The organism is Pseudomonas sp. NBRC 100443 (assembly GCF_030268185.1).
Classification (GTDB): Bacteria; Pseudomonadota; Gammaproteobacteria; order Pseudomonadales; family Pseudomonadaceae; genus Pseudomonas; species Pseudomonas citronellolis.
Genome location: NZ_BSQE01000012.1, coordinates 160,841 through 176,948 on the forward strand (window position 1 = coordinate 160,841; position 16,108 = coordinate 176,948).

Below are 16,108 nucleotides of genomic sequence, written 5' to 3' on the forward strand. Positions count from 1 at the left end.
ACAGCATGAAAAGAACAAGAACCGAAGGTGCGTCCCTGCGGCCGCGGAAACTGGCATTGGCGGTCGGCATGGCCCTGGGCGGCGCGCTGCCGGCCCACGCGGCAACCTTCAACATCGGGGAGATCGAGGGGCGTTTCGACTCCAGCCTGTCCATCGGCGCCAGCTGGGCCATGGACAACCCGGACAAGAAATTCATCGGCAGCCGCAACGGCGGCAGCGCCTCCAGCGCCACCTCCGACGACAACCGGCTGAACTTCAAGAAGGGCGAGGCCTTCTCCAAGCTGTTCAAGGGCGTGCACGACCTCGAGCTGAAGTACCAGGACACCGGCGTGTTCCTGCGCGGCAAGTACTGGTACGACTTCGAGCTCAAGGACGGCCACCAGCACCTCTACGACATCGACGACAGCGGCCGCGACCAGGCCGCGCGCTCCTCCGGCGCCCAGCTGCTCGACGCCTTCGTCTACCACAACTACAGCGTCCGCGACCTGCCCGGCAGCGTGCGCCTGGGCAAGCAGGTGGTGAGCTGGGGCGAGAGCACCTTCATCCAGAACGGCGTCAACAGCATCAACCCGGTGGACGTCTCGGCGCTGCGCCGGCCCGGCTCGGAGGTCAAGGAAGCGCTGATCCCGGTGCCGATGTTCTACTTCAACCAGGGCATCGTCGAGAACCTGTCGCTGGAAGCCTTCTACCAGCTGAAATGGGAAAAGACCGTGGTGGACAACTGCGGCACCTTCTTCGGCAGCGATATCGTCGCCCAGGGTTGCGACACGGGCATGGCGATCAACGGCAGCGACTTCGACCGCGACATCGACGGCACCGGCGTGCGGGGCGGCTATGGCTACGTGCCGCGCCTGGGCGACAAGGACGCTCGCGACGGCGGCCAGTTCGGCGTGGCCCTGCACTGGATGGCCGAGTCGCTGAACGACACCGAGTTCGGCCTCTACGCCATGAACTACCACAGCCGTACGCCCTACAGCAGCTGGATCGTCGGCAAGGGCGCGCTGGCCGACCCGGTCGGCGGGCTGTTCGGCCAGGGCGGGCGCAGCACCGCGCGCTACTTCCTGACCTACCCCGAAGACATCCGCCTGTACGGCCTGAGCTTCAACACCACGGTGGGCACCGCGGCGCTCTCCGGCGAAATCAGCTACCGGCCGAACATGCCGCTGGGGCTCAACGGCACCGACATTTCCGCCGCCGCCACCCTCGGCGCGGCGTCCACCAACCCGGCGGTCAACGCCGGCCTGCCGATCTTCGCCAGCGGCTGGGCCGACTCGGCCTACGGTTCGCTGATCCAGGGCTACCAGCGCAAGCCGGTGACCCAGGCGCAGGTCACCCTGACCAACACCTTCGACAACCTGCCGCTGGTGCGCGCCGACCGCCTGACCCTGGTCGGCGAGGTCGGCTTCACCCACGTCAGCGATCTCGGCCCCACCGACGGCAGCGCCCTGCGTTTCGGCCGCAGCAGCGTCTATGGCAATGGCGAGCTGGGCGCGGCGGGCAGTTCCTCGCTGCTGGGCCTTGCGGGCAACGCGCTGTGCACCGGGGTGGTCAACACCGCCAACCCCGGCGAGTGCAACAGCCACGGCTTCTACACCGGCAATTCCTGGGGCTACCGCCTGCGCGGCCAGCTCGAATACAACGACATGATCGGCGGCGTGACGCTCAAGCCGAACCTGTCGTTCGCCCACGACGTGCAGGGCTACGGCCCGACCTTCAGCGAAGGCGAGAAGGCCCTGAGCATCGGCCTGGACGGCGAATACCTGAGCAAATACACCGCCAGCATCAGCTACACCGACTACTTCGGCGGCGACTACAACACCAACACCGACCGCGACTTCCTCGCCGTCAGCCTGGGCGTCAGCTTCTGACGCCCCCCGGAGGACCCACCATGCAGCACAAGCTCCTGCTCAAGGCCGGCTGCCTCAGCCTCGGCCTGCTCGCCGGCCAGGCGATGGCCGCCGTTTCCGCCGACCAGGTCGCGCGCCTGGGCGCCGACCTGACCCCCATGGGCGCCGAGAAGGCCGGCAACGCCGACGGCAGCATCCCGGCCTGGACCGGCGGCCTCGCCACCAACGCCGGCGCCCTGGATGCCGCAGGCTTTCTCGCCGACCCCTACGCCGGCGAGAAGCCGCTGTTCACCATCACCGCGCAGAACGCCGAGCAGTACAAGGCGAAGCTGACCCCCGGCCAACTGGCGATGTTCAGGCGCTTCCCGGACAGCTACCGCATCCCGGTCTACCCCAGCCATCGCAGCGCCGCCTACCCGGCCGAAGTGCTCGCCGCGGTGAAGGCCAACGCCGGCGCCACCCACCTCGCCGAGGGCGGCAACGGCCTGGAGAACTTCAAGGTCTCGATTCCCTTCCCGATCCCGCAGAACGGCCTGGAGGCGATCTGGAACCACGTCACCCGCTACCGCGGCAAGACCATGCTGCGCACCACCGCGCAGATGAACCCGCAGAGCAACGGCGACTACACCATCAGCTACATGAAGGAGCAGTTCGCCTTCCCCTTCGGGCTGAAGGACTACGACCCGGCGAAGATGGACAACATCCTCTACTACTTCCGCCAGGAGATTCTCTCGCCGCCGCGACGCGCCGGCAGCGTGATGCTGGTGCTGGAGACCATCGACCAGATCAAGGAACCGCGCATGGCCTGGATGTACAACGCCGGCCAGCGCCGCGTGCGCCGCGCCCCGCAGGTGGCCTACGACAGCCCCGGTGCCGAAGGCATGCGCACCTACGACGATTTCGACATGTTCAACGGCTCGCCCGACCGCTACGACTGGAAGCTGCTGGGCAAGCAGGAGCTGTACATCCCCTACAACAGCTTCGCCCTGGACTCGCCCAGGGCGAAGTACGCCGACATCGTCAAGCCGGGCCACCTGAACCCCGACTACACCCGCTACGAACTGCACCGCGTGTGGCACGTGGAGGCGACCCTGAAGCCGGGCCAGCGCCACGTCTACAGCAAGCGCGATCTGTACATCGACGAAGACAGCTGGCAGATCGCCGAGGCCGACGCCTACGACGGCCGCGGCAACCTCTGGCGCGTTTCCGAGGGCCAAGCGCGGCCGTTCTACGACCAGCAATTCACCTGGCTGACCGCCGAGACCCACTACGACGTGCTGTCCGGGCGCTACACGGTGTCGGGCCTGCGCAACGAGGAGAAGGGCGCGTACCGCTTCGACCTCGAGTCCACCAGCAATGACTTCACTCCCAGCGCCTTGCGTGCTACCGGGATTCGCTGAGTCGACAGGGCAACTCCATCGATGTTCTCTTTGTGGGCGGCCGGATGGCCGCCTTTTTTTCGGGGGTATTTACAGGGGGAGTTTGCTGGTGAATTGGGTGTTTTGGGGGGGAAGAGCACCCTCTCCCCAGCCCTCTCCCTGAAGGGAGAGGGGGCTTGTCCGTGCCGAGAGGGCGGTTGGCTTCAGTCGGCAACTTTCGGTGTTGCCGGCTGACTCCAGAGCACCAGCGTCTGCCCAACGGTCCCCTCTCCCTTCAGGGAGAGGGTTAGGGAGAGGGAACGGACTAGACCCTTACACCTTCCCCACCAGCAGACCCCCACGCCCAACCCAATGCCCCACCAGCCACGACCAACCACTCACCCGGGAATCCAGCGCTTTTTACAATTGGCCGCTGCCTTCCCACGCGATTTTTGCTTTACCTTGCGCGGTACAAGTCGAATAGAGCGGTCGTAGCCCCATCATGAAGTTGCATCAACTGCGCGCCATGGTCGCCATCTGCGAGAGTGGCAGCATCCAGGAGGCCTCGCGCCTGCTGCATATCTCGCAGCCGGCGCTGTCCAAGAGCATCAAGGAACTCGAAGCCGAGCTGGGCGTGCCCCTGCTGTTGCGCTCCAACCGCGGCATCACCGCCACCGAGTACGGCGAGCGCCTGGTGCGCCGGGCGCGGCTGGTGGTGGAGGAGGTGCGCCGCGCGCGCGACGAGATCGAGACGCTCAAGGGGGCCATGGACGGCCGCGTGGCCATCGGCGTGTCGCCGGTCACGCCCAGCCAGCAGTTCGCCAACTGCCTGCTGCGCTACCGCAAGCGCTTCCCCAAGGTGCAATTGCAGATCAACGAACTGCGCCCGGCCAAGCTGCTGGAGGGCCTGCGCGAAGGCCAGCTGGACCTGGCGCTGACCTCGCAGCCGGCCTCGCGCAACATCGACGGCTTCCTCTGGCAGGAACTCTACGCCCAGCCCACCACCCTGGCGGTGCGCAAGGGCCATCCGCTGCGCGAGGCCGGGTCGCTGCACGAGCTGCTCGACCAGGAGTGGCTGATCCCCGATTCCCTCGACGTTTCCCTGGCCGGGGAGATGTTCCGCGAGCATCGGGTGGAGCCGCCGCAGCGCATCATCGAGTGCGCCTCGGTGGTGCTCTACGCGGAACTGGCGGCCAACACCGACGCGGTGAGCTTCTGGTCGCGGCGGGTGTTCGACCTGCCGGTGGTCTCCAGCACCCTGGAGCCGCTGAACATCGCCGAGCGCGTGCCGGGCACCGACATCTCGCTGGTCTCGCGGCCGCCCGAGCTGATGACCCGCGAGGCGCAGATGCTGGTCGACGAGCTGGTCTACGCCTTCAAGGGCCCGCACCTGCAAAAGCCCGCCGGCTGACATAACCAGCCTGGATAAGCATGTGCAGAGGTCATTATTCAGCCCGCCATGGCTGAGGCATGCTGCCGGCCGTCGTCATTACAACAAGGACTAGGGCCATGACCCGGGCCAGCCCCGAGCCGCTTGCGCGCATCCAGCACTGGCAGGATGAGTTCGCCGCCATCCGCCGGCAGATCCACCAGCACCCCGAACTGGGCTTCGAGGAACGGCGCACCGCCGAACTGGTGGCCGGCTACCTGCGCCAGTGGGGCTACGCGGTGCACGAGGGCGTCGGCGGCACCGGCGTGGTCGGCGTGCTGCGCCAGGGCCAGGGCCCGCGCAGCATCGGCATCCGCGCCGACATGGACGCGCTGCCCATCGAGGAAGCCAGCGGCGTGCCCCATCGCAGCCGGGAGCAGGGCAAGATGCACGCCTGCGGGCATGACGGGCACACCGCCATCCTGCTCTGCGCGGCGCGCTACCTGGCGCAGACGCGCGCCTTCGACGGCACCCTGAACCTGATCTTCCAGCCCGCCGAGGAGACCCTCGGCGGCGCCGTGGCGATGATGGAGGACGGCCTCTTCGAGCGCTTCCCCTGCGATGCCGTGTACGCCCTGCACAACGCACCGGGCCTGCCGGTGGGCTGCTTCCTGACCCGCGAGGGGCCGCTCACCGCCTCCAGCGACCGCGCCACCATCCGCCTGCTCGGCGTCGGTGGCCACGGCGCCATGCCGCATGCGGCGAAGGACCCGGTGGTGGCCGCCGCCGAACTGGTGCTGGCGCTGCAGAGCATCGTCTCGCGCAACGTGCCCGCCAGCGAGGTCGCGGTGATCACCGTCGGCGCCATCCATGCCGGCGAGGCGGCCAACGTGATTCCCGACCGGGCCGAGCTGCGCCTGAGCGTCCGCGCCACCCGCCCGGAAGTGCGCCAGTTGCTCAAGCAGCGCATCGCCGAAGTCACCCAGGGGGTGGCGGCGGTACATGGCATCGAAGCGCAGCTGGACTACGAGGAGCTGGTGCCGGTGCTGGTCAACACCCCGGCCGAAACGCGCCTGCTGCGCCAGGTGGCGAGCGAGCTGGTGGGCCCGCAGCGGCTGCTGTCCGAGCCGCCGGCGGGCTTTCTCGGCAGCGAGGACTTCGCCTGGATGCTCGAACGCCGGCCGGGCTGCTACATCGCCCTGGGCAACGGCCAGAGCGGGCCGAGCGGCTGCATGGTGCACAACCCCGGCTACGACTTCAACGACGCGGCCATCCCCTTCGGCGCCAGCCTCTGGGTGCGCCTGGTCGAGACCTACCTGGCCGCCTGATGGCCAATGGAGCAACGATGCGCAACGCACGCCGTACCCTGGTGCTGGTCCTGCTGATGCTGGTGATGGTCATCAGCGTGATGGACAAGACCATCTTCGCCTTCGCCGGGGCGCAGATCATCGACGAGTTGAAGCTGACGCCGAGCGAGTTCGGCTTCATCGGCAGCGCCTTCTTCTTCCTCTACTCGATTTCCGGGGTGCTGGTGGGCTTCCTCGCCAACCGCTTTCCGACCCGCTGGATCCTCTTCGGTATGTCGCTGGTGTGGATGCTGGCGCAGCTGCTGGTCAGCTTCAGCAGCGGCTTCGCCGCGCTGGTGGCCAGCCGCCTGCTGCTGGGCGCCGGCACCGGGCCGGGCACGGCGGTGACCCAGCACGCGGTGTTCAAGTGGTTCGGCCCGCGCGAGCGGGTGCTGCCCGCGTCGCTGATCCAGGTGTCGATCATGCTCGGCGCGGTGCTCGGCGCGCTGACCCTGCCGCTGGCCATCCAGCACCTGGGCTGGCGCATGGCCTACCTGGCGCTGGCGCTCATCGGCCTGCTGTGGATGCTCGCCTGGCTGGCCTTCGGCCGCGAGGGCAGCCACGCCGAAGTGGACGGTGAAGAAAGCGGCCAGCGCCTGCCGTACCGGCGCCTGCTGCTCAACCGCACCTTCCTCTGGATCACCCTGCTGGGCTTCCTCGGCTACCTGCCCAACGCGCTGGTCTACAGCTGGGTGCCGGTGTACCTGCAGAAGGGCCTGGGCATGACGCCGCTGCAATCGGGCTACACGGTGATGGCGGCGACCCTCGGCGTGATCGTGTTCAACCTCGGCGTTTCGGCCTGGTCGCAGCGCCTGCTCAAGCGCGGCGTGCCGGTGCAGACCGCGCTGGTGCGCCTGCCGGTGCTCTGCGCGATCCTCGCCGGCGCGGCCTTCGTCGGCCTCGGCGGCTTCCACGGCAACCTGCCGGCGGTGATCGGCCTGTACCTGGCCGGCTGCGTGCTGATCAACCTGTTGCCGACCTTCTGCAACACCATAGTGGCGCACATCGCGCCGCCGGCGCAGCGCGGCTCCATGCTGGCCATCCACATCGGCGGCCTGACCAGCGCGGGCATGCTCGCGCCTTGGATGATCGGCCAGCTGGTGGAGCACAAGGGCGGCAACATCGCCCAGGGCTTCGAGCTGGGCCTGGGCCTGATCGGCGCCGCGGTGATCCTCTGTGCGTTGCTCGGCCTGCGCCTGATCGCCCCCGAGCGCACCCGCCAGGCGCTGCACGGCAGCGCCGCCACGGACCTGCCCGCCACGGCATGAGCCGCGGTGGCCGCCCATGAGTCGGCCGCCGGCCCCCTGATCCCATCCCTTTCGCGCCTTCCGGGCGCGGGCCCGGCGGCCCGCGTTCCGACTGCGCTCATCCCGGAGAGACGATGAACCCGTCCGCCTGCTTCTCCCAGAGCTACGCCGAGGCGCGTGGCAAGTTCCTCGAGGCCTGTGCCGCCGCCGGCCTGGCCGTCGAATCCCATGACCACCCGCTGCCCGGGCGCGACGGCGAGCCGCTGGCCCTGGACGTGGCCCGCGACGGCCCGGAGGACGCCAGCCGATTGCTGATCGTCAGCAGCGGCTGTCATGGCGTCGAAGGCTTCTGCGGTTCCGCCGTGCAGACCGCTATGCTGCGCGACGCGCATTGGCGGGCCCGCGTGCGCGAAAGCGGCTGTGCCGTGCTCTACCTGCATGCGGTCAACCCCCACGGCTTCTCCTGGTGGCGGCGCTGGACCCACGAGAACGTCGACCTCAACCGCAACTTCCTGGACTTTTCCGCGCCCCTGCCGGAGAACCCTGCCTACGCCCGTCTCGATCCGCTGCTGGTGCCACGCCGCTGGCCGTCGCGGCTGAGCCGTGCGCGCTTGTTGCTGCAGGTCCTGCGCCATGGCCGCCGGCACCTGCAACAGGCCGTTTCCTGCGGCCAGAGCAGCCATCCGCACGGGCTCTTCTACGTCGGCGCCGCACCCACCTGGAGCAACGGCAAGGTGCGCCAGGTGCTGCGCCAGCATGGCCGCCGCTGCCAGGAGCTGGGTTGGATCGACCTGCATACCGGCCTCGGCCCCCGCGGGCACGGCGAGCGTATCCACTCCGGTGAAAACACCGCGGAATCGCTGGCCCGCTCCCGCGCCTGGTGGGGCGAGTCGGTGCGTTCGGCGGAGGAGGGCAACAGTGTGTCGGTGAGGCTCAACGGCAAGATGGTGCATGCCGCGCTGCAGGAATGCCCCCAGGCGCGGCTGACCTCCATGACCCTGGAGTTCGGCACCCTGCCGGGATCGCAGGTGCTGGACGCGCTGCGCGCCGACCAGTGGCTGGCCCGCTCGCCGCAGGCGCCGGTGCACAAGGCCGGGCGCATCAAGCAGCAGTTACGCGATGCCTTCTACGTGGACGCTGACGACTGGAAGCGCCAGGTGCTGGCGCAGGCCAGCGAAGCGGCCTGGCTGGCGCTCCGGGGCCTGTGCGAGGCGTAGCTTCGAAGAGGCCGGTGTGGCGATCGCTCAGGACTCGTTGCGGTTGCGGCCTTCCATGAAGAATCGCCACTCCTTCTGGATGATCTCGTAAGGCACGTAGACGCTGAGCTTCCTGTCGTTCTGCCGGGCGCCCATTCTCGGGGTTTGAACTTCAGCGGGCAGGCTTTCCGGAGCGGTCTGTTGCCTGTGGCTCGACAGTTCGAAATCCATGGGTTTCCCCGCTATCTCCAGGCCTGTTTCATAGGCGAACCGGAACAGTTCCACGTCCCGGGAAATGCCCAGCTTTCTCATGGCACTGGACTTCTGCGAACTGACGGTCTGCTTGGTGCGCTTGAGCTGGTTGGCGATGCCGTTCACGGAGAGCCCGGATACATACAGCCGGATCACTTCCGCCTCGCGCCGCGTCAGGCTGGAGTTGGCGGTGCGCGAAGCGAGGATGCCGTTCTGTTCCTGGCCGTTGGAGCGGAACTGCGGGGAAATGTAGGTCGCTCCGGCATACACGGCGTGCACCGCGGAAATCAGGTGGCCGGCGGCATCCTGGGCGCGCACGGTGAAGCTGTGCCCGGCATTGGCCAGCGCATTTTCAGGGGGGAAGGACCAGTTGCCGTTCGCGTCGGCGCGGACGTCGCCCAGCTTGTAGCCGTTGTCGTAGATCGTGACCACGGTGCCGGCTTCGGCATGACAGCTGAAGGTCGGCCGGCTGTCGTCGGTGACGCTGCCGGAGGCGAGCGAGCCCTGGCGGGCGCCGATCTGGTCGATGGCATGGGTGATCTGCGGCGGCTCGGCGGACAGCGGAGCGACGTTCAGTGCCGCAAGTTGTACGGGGGCCGCGGCGTCGCCGGTTTGGGGCTCCAGCTCCGCGGCGGGGGCGATTTCGGCGGAAGGCAGCAGCAGGCCCAGAACCGGGCTGACCACCTGCTGTTCAGTGGCGCTCGCTGCCTGCAGGTCGAAGGCGACCGGGCCTTGCTGCGGGTCGTCCTGGCCCATCACGGCGCGCAGGAGTTCGCCGTCGTGCTTGAGGACATGCAGGCGGGCGTCGTGGCTGAAGAACTGCTCGAACTTCAGCGCCGGGCGGGCTTGCTCCTGGGATCGGAAAGCCAGCAGCAGGTCTTCTCCGGAGCGTTCGGCAACCAGCGCATCGCTCAGGGAGGCATGCTGGGGCTCCTGCAATACGTACAGGTTGCCAGGCTTGCTCATCAGGACTTGTTCAGGCGCGGCCTGGCTTGCATCCAGGGTATATGCCTGTATGAGGGAGTCTTCGGTCACGACCGAGAAATTTATTTTGCTATCGATCAGATTTTTCATTTAGGTACGGATAGTCAGATAGTTACAGGGTCAACCCTCTTCCCGCATCCTGCAGCAGGCGCGAACCCACAAGCGTCTCGAAAAGTGCCGATACCCGCGGGGCGGGCGGCATGAGTCTTCAGGGTCGCTTTCGGCGCTTGAGAAACAGTTCTCCGGTGGATTTCTGAAGGAGAAATTCAGCGCTGATCTGTTTAGAAGAAGTTGCGTCGTCTTGCGGGGAGAAGAGTAGGGCCGCGCCCTGCGGGGCAGGTATCTGACGAGTTCTAAAATGCCCTGGAGCGGCGCCTTACTTTTCGTCAATTCGATATGCCGGGATCTCGCAGCATGCGGGATGGCCGCCTCGGAAAGGGCCGTTCCATGCGCCTCCGCTGGCGGTGATATCGGGATCGGCTTGATGGCCGCCGCTACTGGGTCGATGCACTTCCTGCGCGCTTTCTGAAGTCAATGTCCGCTGATAGGCCTGGAAGATAATCCGCGTTCTTCCAGTCAGGGCTGTTGGGGGCCGGGTTCAAGATGATCGCGGTGTGTAGTGGCAGGGAGGGTTGGCCGCTGGGGTGGCCGTACTTGGCGGAATCGTGGAGCGAAGAATTCAGACGGCGTCGCATGGTGTTGCCGGAGTTCACCTGGATACCATCCTGGCTGCCCGGAACCGGTTCGGGACCTGCCGATAGCATTTGCTTGGCTTGAAACGAGTTGAATAGCGCCGGTCTTGCCTCGTGGATATTTCGAGAAAAAGACTCCAGGAAATGGAACTTCGCCCCTGTCGTGGATGAAAGATTCACACTCGTTCATCGGGTGTGGGTCTTCGGCTGTTGCTTGAACCTGTGCCCTGTATTTATTGAAAGGATCGCGTGAATGAAATCGAGAAACACCTTAGGCGTCGTTGTGGGTGCCGTGGTCGCCTTGTCTGCCATGGATGGCTTCGCCCAAGGCCGGAATTCGGTCGAGGTCGAGGCTTTCGGCAAGCGCTACTTCACCGACAGCAATCGCAACATGCAGAACGGCGACCTGTACGGCGGCTCCCTCGGCTACTTCCTGACCGACGACGTCGAGCTGGCGCTGTCCTACGGTGAATACCACGACCTGCGCGGCACCTCCGCGAGCGGCAATGCCAAGGTGCATGGCAGCCTGGCCTCGCTGGACGCCATCTACCACTTCGGCGCTCCCGGCGCGGGCCTGCGCCCGTACCTGTCCGCCGGCATCGGCCACCAGAGCCTGACCAACGTCAACAGCGAGAACGGCGGCCGTCAGAACCTGACCATGGCCAACATCGGCGCCGGCCTGAAGTACTACTTCACCGAGAACTTCTATGCCAGGGCCGGCCTCGACGGCCAGTACGGCCTGGAGAGGCGCGACAACGGCCACCAGGGCGAGTGGATGGCCGGCGTCGGCGTCGGCCTGAACTTCGGCGGCGGTTCCAAGCCGGCCCCGGCGACCGAGCCGGTCGCCGACGTCTGCTCCGACGAAGATCACGACGGCGTCTGCGACAACGTCGACAAGTGCCCGAACACTCCGGCCAACGTCACCGTCGACGCCAACGGCTGCCCGGTCGTGGCCGAGGCCGTGCGCGTCCAGCTGGACGTCAAGTTCGACTTCGACAAGTCCAAGGTCAAGCAGAACAGCTACGCGGACATCAAGAACCTGGCCGACTTCATGAAGCAGTACCCGTCCACCTCCACCACCGTTGAAGGCCACACCGACTCCGTCGGCACCGACGCCTACAACCAGAGGCTGTCCGAGCGTCGCGCCAACGCCGTTCGTGACGTGCTGGTCAACGAGTACGGCGTGGAAGGCGGCCGCGTGAGCGCCGTGGGTTATGGTGAGAGCCGTCCGGTTGCTGACAACGGCACCGCCGAAGGCCGCGCCGTCAACCGTCGCGTGGAAGCCGAAGTGGAAGCCCAGGCCAAGCCGTGATCGGCCGGAGCTGACGAGTCAGACCGATCTAGGCTGCAATGCCGTTCACTCAAGCGGAGCAGCCTTTCCATCCACTGGATCGGAACCTTCACCGCCCAGGGCCTCGATGGCCCTGGGCGGTGATCCAGCAGCAAACCCCCGATACCAGCCCTCAACGCAGGCAAACGCCTTTCCATCGGCCAAACGCATCCCGCCACGCCGGTAGGGGCTCGGTTGGGCCTCCGGAGAAGGTCGGCAACCCAGGCCTGCGCCCTCGGCTCCACGGGCGCTCCCGGCGCTATTTCGTTGGTTTCACTGCGTCTACGCCCGCACCTGGGCGGTGATATTCCCGATGGCGCCGATTCCATCAGCCGCTGAAATTGCGCGCGGTGACGTAGGCACGCTTCCAGTAGGGGGAGGCGAGGGAGTCGATGCGGATCTTCTTGCCCGTGCTGGGGGCGTGAATGAAGCGGTTGTCGCCGATGTAGAGGCCGACATGGCTAACTCTATCGCTGCCGTTGTGGCTGAAGAACACGGCGTCGCCAGGCTGTAGTTCGTGGCGGGCGATAGTCGCGTCGCGCCGCGCAATCATCGACCGGGTGGTGCGTGGCAGGCGCTGGTCGGCGACGCTGCGATACAGGTAGACCAGTAGGCCGCTGCAATCGAACCCGGTTTCCTCCGATTCGCCGCCCCGGCGGTAGCGCTGGCCGACGAGCTGGTGCGCGCGGGCGACGATGAGCTGGCGCGTGTCCGGATTGACGGCGCTATACCAGTCCGCTGGTACTGGTTGGGCCGATGCGGGCGCGTAGCGGCGCCACTGCGGGGTACCGAGGTCATCGGCATGGGCGAGGGGAACGATCAGCATGAGAAGTAAAAGAGCGATAAACCAATGAAGAGCACGCATTTCGGAACACTACGGGGCGAAGGTTGAGTCGTGGCGTGATCCTTCTGCTGGCAAGCCTGCACCGGGCCCTGGTCCGCGCGGACGAGGGAGGCATGGATGATGCAGGGCTGGCCGCTACTTCCCTGGTAGCTGCTGGGGCTCTCCAGTATTCGTGCCGGCCAGGGCAGGCCGTGGCGGCGGGGCAGGCTCAGGATCGGTGAAGGGACGCTGGCAGAAAGCACGAAGACCCCGGGCGTGGGTTATTCCTGGCGATGCGGTTAGGATTTCGTGTATCGGCCTTGGAACTTTCGCCGGCGCGGCGGTCTGAGGTGTCAATCTGCCATTGATCAGCCAGGGAGGCTGTATGAAGGGTGTTCTCGTTGCTGTTCCGCTGCTGTTCTGCGCCGCCTGGGCGCAGGCGGATACGATCTACAAATGCGTCGATGCGCAGGGCAAGGTGACCTTCACCAAGCAGGCCTGCCCCAACGGCGGCAACGCCGGCGTCGAGCTGAACGTGGAGAACCGCCGGCCCAGTGGCGGCGGCGAGGGGGCGGTGATGGCGCAGCCGGCGCTTCAGGCGCCGACTGCGGATTACGCTCCGGCGGGGGCTTATCCGGCGCAGCAGCCGGCGGCCCCGGCGCCGGCCGGTGGCACGCGGGTGACCGTGGTGGGCGGCTCGGAGGAGCGGCCGGGCTGCTCCACCGGGCTTTCCGAGCGCGACCTGCGGACCGCCATGGTGCGCAAGGAAATCGTCCCGGGCATGAGCCGCAAGGAGATCGAGAGCATGTTCGGCACCCCGAGCAAGCAGGCCAGCGCCCACGGCGCCGGCAGCAGCACCTACTGGAACGACAAGTACCTGAACTTCTTCAGCATCAACTACGACGCCAATGGCTGCGTGGTGAACAGCTACCAGTCCGGTTCATCTCAATAAGTCGGGTTTATCGAGGTGGAGACAGCAAGCGCTCGACCTCGATTGCCAGCTTTGTATCCGGACTGGAGATTCTCAGGCTTCTGGCCTGAAACTCGCCAAGGATCGGCAATGATCTCGACAGATATTGTCCTTTGACCGAAACGGAAAGCGGGGCACCTCGCTCTGCATTCAGGAAACCGGCCAGTGAAGTTGCACAGGGATCGGTCAGTTCGACCTGTACATAGGCATGCTGCTCAAGGTCGTGTGATACCTCGGAGCGTTTGACGCATTCTCGTGTCAGCAGATAGCTGCGATTCTCGACACTGAACAGAACCCCTTCCTCAGCGGTGCTGGCGCAGGCCGCAACCAGAAGCATTGCGGAAAGCAGGATGGTCTTTTTCATCTCGGTATTCCCTAACGAACGGTAATGGCAATCACTTGCCCGATGCTGTGGCTTCTGAACCTGATCCGAGATACACAGACGCAGATGCCGCTGGTGAAATTGTGTGTTCCCGGGCCAACGACGATATCGCTCATTTCAGTGCCTCCCTGGAAATAACGAATCTCGGCGTCGAAGGTCGAGCTGCCTGAAATAGTTTCGAATTCGACTTTGTAAGAGAGTGGGCCCCCCATCTGTTCGCCGATGACTATCCAGGGTCCCCAGGCCCGCGCCGGCGGAGCCCAGCCTTCCAATTGGTTCATGGACGTCTCCTTTTGCTGTTCTGAAGCCAAGGAGCCGAAAATGACATGTCGTTTGCTTTTGTCATGTCTTGCAGCATTGCATCCGATTATTCGCTTTTTATCTCGGATGGCCGGGGACTAGGCGCTGTAGGAATTGCTGTCGGGAACGCTAATTCCTCCGCCGGCTCTCCACTCCCTTGGTCGGCAGTGTCCTGTGCTCAGGGGCTCGGTAAGGCTGTGGATCGAATCGCAACAGTGCACCGCCCCGCAATGACGGCCACACTACCGACTAAGGGACGATAGCCGCGGCCGGCAAATGGTCGCCTAATGGCCCTGACAACAATAATTCAGGGCCTGCGCCAACCCGGGTGTTCCACGGGGCGGGCGATGGCTGGAGAGGTGCCCTCATGGACCCGACGCGTTCGCGTATCTTCCTCGTTCTTTCCTTGCAGACCTCCGGCCTTCTCGCGCTGTTCATAGCCCAGTCGCTGGGTGGCTGGCCGCTGTCGCTGTGCCTGCTGCTCGGTTTCGCGCTGCTCTGGCTGCCCTGGTTCGTCGGCCAGCGGCGCAGCCTGCCCGGCGTATCCGCCGCCGCGCCGGAGCTGGCCGCGCTGACCCGCGACCTGTCCCGCAGCACCAGCCACAATGCGCTGTCCGCCGCCGGCGTGTCCTACTCGGTGCAGCGCCTGGTGGAGCGCCTGGAGTCGCAACTGGCGGCGGCCGAGCAGATCGTCGGCAGCGCCGAGGTGATGATCCACACCGAGCGCGCCACTTCTTCCCTGGCGCGCCAGGCCATGGACGCCGCCACCCAGGCCCGCGCCGGCAGCGATGTCGGGCGCAGCGAGCTGCAGCAGGCCATCGCCCGCATGCACCAGCTCAGCGGCCGCGCCGGCGAAAGCCGCGCGCTGATCGAGGCGCTGAGCCAGCGCAGCGAGGACATCCAGCGCGTCACCCAGGTGATCCAGTCGATCGCCAGCCAGACCAACCTGCTGGCGCTGAACGCCGCCATCGAGGCGGCCCGCGCCGGCGAGCACGGCCGCGGCTTCGCGGTGGTCGCCGACGAGGTGCGCGGGCTGGCCGCGCGCACCGCCGAGGCCACCGAGGAGGTGGGGCAGATGGTCGAGGACATCCAGCAGCGCACCGCCCAGGTCGCCGAGCAGATTCTCCAACTGGCCGCCGACCTCGACGAAGGCGTGGCCCAGGTGGAGCGCACCGGCGGGCAGCTGGAAGGCATCGCCGGGCTGGCCGCCGGCGTCGAGCGGCAGATCACCGAGATCGCCGAGGGCGCGGAGATCAACCGCCATCAACTGGACAACCTGTTCGCCGCGGTGGAGCGCATGCGCGCCGACATCCGCGTCAGCGACGAGCAGACCCACCGCCTGGCCGACGCCGCCGTGCACCTGGAGGCCCAGGCCGAGGCCATCAGCGAGCGCCTGGCCGAAGTGGGCCTGGACGACTATCACCAGCGCGTCTACGACCTGGCACGCGAAGGCGCATCGAGCATAGGCGCGCGCTTCGCCGCCGACCTGGAGGACGGGCGGATTTCCGCCGAGGACCTGTTCGACCGCCACTACCAGCCGATTCCGGGCACCGAGCCGCAGAAGTACAGCACGCGCTTCGACCGCTACACCGACGAGGTGCTGCCGAAGATCCAGGAAGACCTGCTGCAGCGCCACGAGGGCCTGGTGTTCGCCATCGCCTGCACCGCCGAGGGCTACGTGCCGACGCACAACCGCGCCTTCGCCCAGGCGCCCACCGGCGACCCCGAGGTGGACCGCCTGAAGAGCCGCAGCAAGCGCCTGTTCGACGACCGCACCGGGATCCGCTGCGGCAGCCACCAGCAGGCGCTGCTGTTGCAGACCTACTGCCGCGACACCGGCGAGCAGATGCACGACCTGTCGGTGCCGATCTTCGTCAACGGCCGCCATTGGGGCGGCTTGCGCCTGGGCTACCGGCCCGAGAGCATGCCGCTGAGCGAGACGCCGGCGCTGCGCAGCCCAGGCCGGCGCGAGGCTGCCTCGGCCCGGTGAGAGCCGGGGGAAGCAAAAAAGG

General features: G+C 66.6%; 13 protein-coding genes. 9 read left to right on the top strand and 4 right to left on the bottom strand.

Features of this window, described 5'->3' with window-relative positions:
- Window positions 1–5: 5 nt before the first annotated feature.
- The 6 genes from QSJ95_RS17535 to QSJ95_RS17560 all read left to right on the top strand — a co-directional run bounded on the left by QSJ95_RS17535 (window position 6) and on the right by QSJ95_RS17560 (window position 8,384).
- The gene (locus QSJ95_RS17535; protein ID WP_285644122.1) at window positions 6–1,868 is read left to right on the top strand and encodes a DUF1302 domain-containing protein; all 1,863 of its coding nucleotides are present in this window, start codon (window positions 6–8) and stop codon (window positions 1,866–1,868) included.
- A gap of 20 nt (window positions 1,869–1,888) precedes the next feature.
- A complete protein-coding gene (locus tag QSJ95_RS17540; RefSeq protein WP_285644123.1) occupies window positions 1,889–3,247 on the top strand; it encodes a DUF1329 domain-containing protein in 1,359 nt (452 codons plus the stop codon).
- 460 nt (window positions 3,248–3,707) lie between these two features.
- Window positions 3,708–4,616, top strand: coding sequence for a LysR substrate-binding domain-containing protein (locus tag QSJ95_RS17545; protein WP_256511902.1), 909 nt, complete (start codon window positions 3,708–3,710; stop codon window positions 4,614–4,616).
- Window positions 4,617–4,714: 98 nt separating this feature from the next.
- A complete protein-coding gene (locus tag QSJ95_RS17550; RefSeq protein ID WP_285644125.1) occupies window positions 4,715–5,902 on the top strand; it encodes a M20 aminoacylase family protein in 1,188 nt (395 codons plus the stop codon).
- Between the two features lie 17 nt (window positions 5,903–5,919).
- Complete coding sequence (locus QSJ95_RS17555) at window positions 5,920–7,188, top strand: MFS transporter (protein WP_285644126.1); 1,269 nt, start codon at window positions 5,920–5,922, stop codon at window positions 7,186–7,188.
- Between the two features lie 113 nt (window positions 7,189–7,301).
- On the top strand, window positions 7,302–8,384 hold the full coding sequence (locus QSJ95_RS17560) for a M14 family metallopeptidase (RefSeq protein ID WP_285644127.1): 1,083 nt from the start codon (window positions 7,302–7,304) through the stop codon (window positions 8,382–8,384).
- 27 nt (window positions 8,385–8,411) lie between these two features.
- Here QSJ95_RS17560 and QSJ95_RS17565 read toward each other — a convergent pair whose 3' ends face one another.
- Complete coding sequence (locus QSJ95_RS17565; RefSeq protein ID WP_285644129.1) at window positions 8,412–9,689, bottom strand: response regulator transcription factor; 1,278 nt, start codon at window positions 9,687–9,689, stop codon at window positions 8,412–8,414.
- Window positions 9,690–10,544: 855 nt separating this feature from the next.
- Between QSJ95_RS17565 and QSJ95_RS17570 the strand changes: the two genes are divergently transcribed.
- Complete coding sequence (locus QSJ95_RS17570) at window positions 10,545–11,603, top strand: OmpA family protein (RefSeq protein WP_285644130.1); 1,059 nt, start codon at window positions 10,545–10,547, stop codon at window positions 11,601–11,603.
- 346 nt (window positions 11,604–11,949) lie between these two features.
- Here the strand turns inward: QSJ95_RS17570 and QSJ95_RS17575 are convergent, their stop codons facing one another.
- Window positions 11,950–12,486 carry a C40 family peptidase gene (locus tag QSJ95_RS17575; protein ID WP_285644131.1) on the bottom strand — a complete coding sequence of 179 codons (537 nt, stop codon included), beginning with the start codon at window positions 12,484–12,486 and terminating at the stop codon, window positions 11,950–11,952.
- A gap of 343 nt (window positions 12,487–12,829) precedes the next feature.
- Between QSJ95_RS17575 and QSJ95_RS17580 the strand changes: the two genes are divergently transcribed.
- The gene (locus QSJ95_RS17580) at window positions 12,830–13,396 is read left to right on the top strand and encodes a DUF4124 domain-containing protein (RefSeq protein ID WP_043266898.1); all 567 of its coding nucleotides are present in this window, start codon (window positions 12,830–12,832) and stop codon (window positions 13,394–13,396) included.
- A gap of 7 nt (window positions 13,397–13,403) precedes the next feature.
- On the opposite strand, the gene QSJ95_RS17585 is transcribed toward QSJ95_RS17580, so the two are convergent.
- Together QSJ95_RS17585 and QSJ95_RS17590 are read right to left on the bottom strand one after the other, a co-directional pair.
- Window positions 13,404–13,778 carry a hypothetical protein gene (locus tag QSJ95_RS17585; RefSeq protein ID WP_285644132.1) on the bottom strand — a complete coding sequence of 125 codons (375 nt, stop codon included), beginning with the start codon at window positions 13,776–13,778 and terminating at the stop codon, window positions 13,404–13,406.
- Between the two features lie 11 nt (window positions 13,779–13,789).
- Window positions 13,790–14,077 (bottom strand): colicin Z C-terminal domain-related protein, encoded by a 288-nt coding sequence (locus QSJ95_RS17590; RefSeq protein ID WP_069866230.1) that lies wholly within the window; start codon window positions 14,075–14,077, stop codon window positions 13,790–13,792.
- A 773-nt stretch (window positions 14,078–14,850) separates the two neighbouring features.
- Here QSJ95_RS17590 and QSJ95_RS17595 point away from each other — a divergent pair.
- Window positions 14,851–16,086 carry a methyl-accepting chemotaxis protein gene (locus QSJ95_RS17595; RefSeq protein WP_370686625.1) on the top strand — a complete coding sequence of 412 codons (1,236 nt, stop codon included), beginning with the start codon at window positions 14,851–14,853 and terminating at the stop codon, window positions 16,084–16,086.
- The last annotated feature ends 22 nt before the right edge of the window (window positions 16,087–16,108 follow it).

Bases quoted from the DNA above. Each gene is read 5' to 3' on its own strand.
- QSJ95_RS17535 (WP_285644122.1), top strand. From the start codon at position 6: ATGAAAAGAACAAGAACCGAAGGTGCGTCCCTGCGGCCGCGGAAACTG.
- QSJ95_RS17540 (WP_285644123.1), top strand. From the start codon at position 1,889: ATGCAGCACAAGCTCCTGCTCAAGGCCGGCTGCCTCAGCCTCGGCCTG.
- QSJ95_RS17545 (WP_256511902.1), top strand. From the start codon at position 3,708: ATGAAGTTGCATCAACTGCGCGCCATGGTCGCCATCTGCGAGAGTGGC.
- QSJ95_RS17550 (WP_285644125.1), top strand. From the start codon at position 4,715: ATGACCCGGGCCAGCCCCGAGCCGCTTGCGCGCATCCAGCACTGGCAG.
- QSJ95_RS17555 (WP_285644126.1), top strand. From the start codon at position 5,920: ATGCGCAACGCACGCCGTACCCTGGTGCTGGTCCTGCTGATGCTGGTG.
- QSJ95_RS17560 (WP_285644127.1), top strand. From the start codon at position 7,302: ATGAACCCGTCCGCCTGCTTCTCCCAGAGCTACGCCGAGGCGCGTGGC.
- QSJ95_RS17565 (WP_285644129.1), bottom strand. From the start codon at position 9,689: ATGAAAAATCTGATCGATAGCAAAATAAATTTCTCGGTCGTGACCGAA.
- QSJ95_RS17570 (WP_285644130.1), top strand. From the start codon at position 10,545: ATGAAATCGAGAAACACCTTAGGCGTCGTTGTGGGTGCCGTGGTCGCC.
- QSJ95_RS17575 (WP_285644131.1), bottom strand. From the start codon at position 12,486: ATGCGTGCTCTTCATTGGTTTATCGCTCTTTTACTTCTCATGCTGATC.
- QSJ95_RS17580 (WP_043266898.1), top strand. From the start codon at position 12,830: ATGAAGGGTGTTCTCGTTGCTGTTCCGCTGCTGTTCTGCGCCGCCTGG.
- QSJ95_RS17585 (WP_285644132.1), bottom strand. From the start codon at position 13,778: ATGAAAAAGACCATCCTGCTTTCCGCAATGCTTCTGGTTGCGGCCTGC.
- QSJ95_RS17590 (WP_069866230.1), bottom strand. From the start codon at position 14,077: ATGAACCAATTGGAAGGCTGGGCTCCGCCGGCGCGGGCCTGGGGACCC.
- QSJ95_RS17595 (WP_370686625.1), top strand. From the start codon at position 14,851: ATGGACGCCGCCACCCAGGCCCGCGCCGGCAGCGATGTCGGGCGCAGC.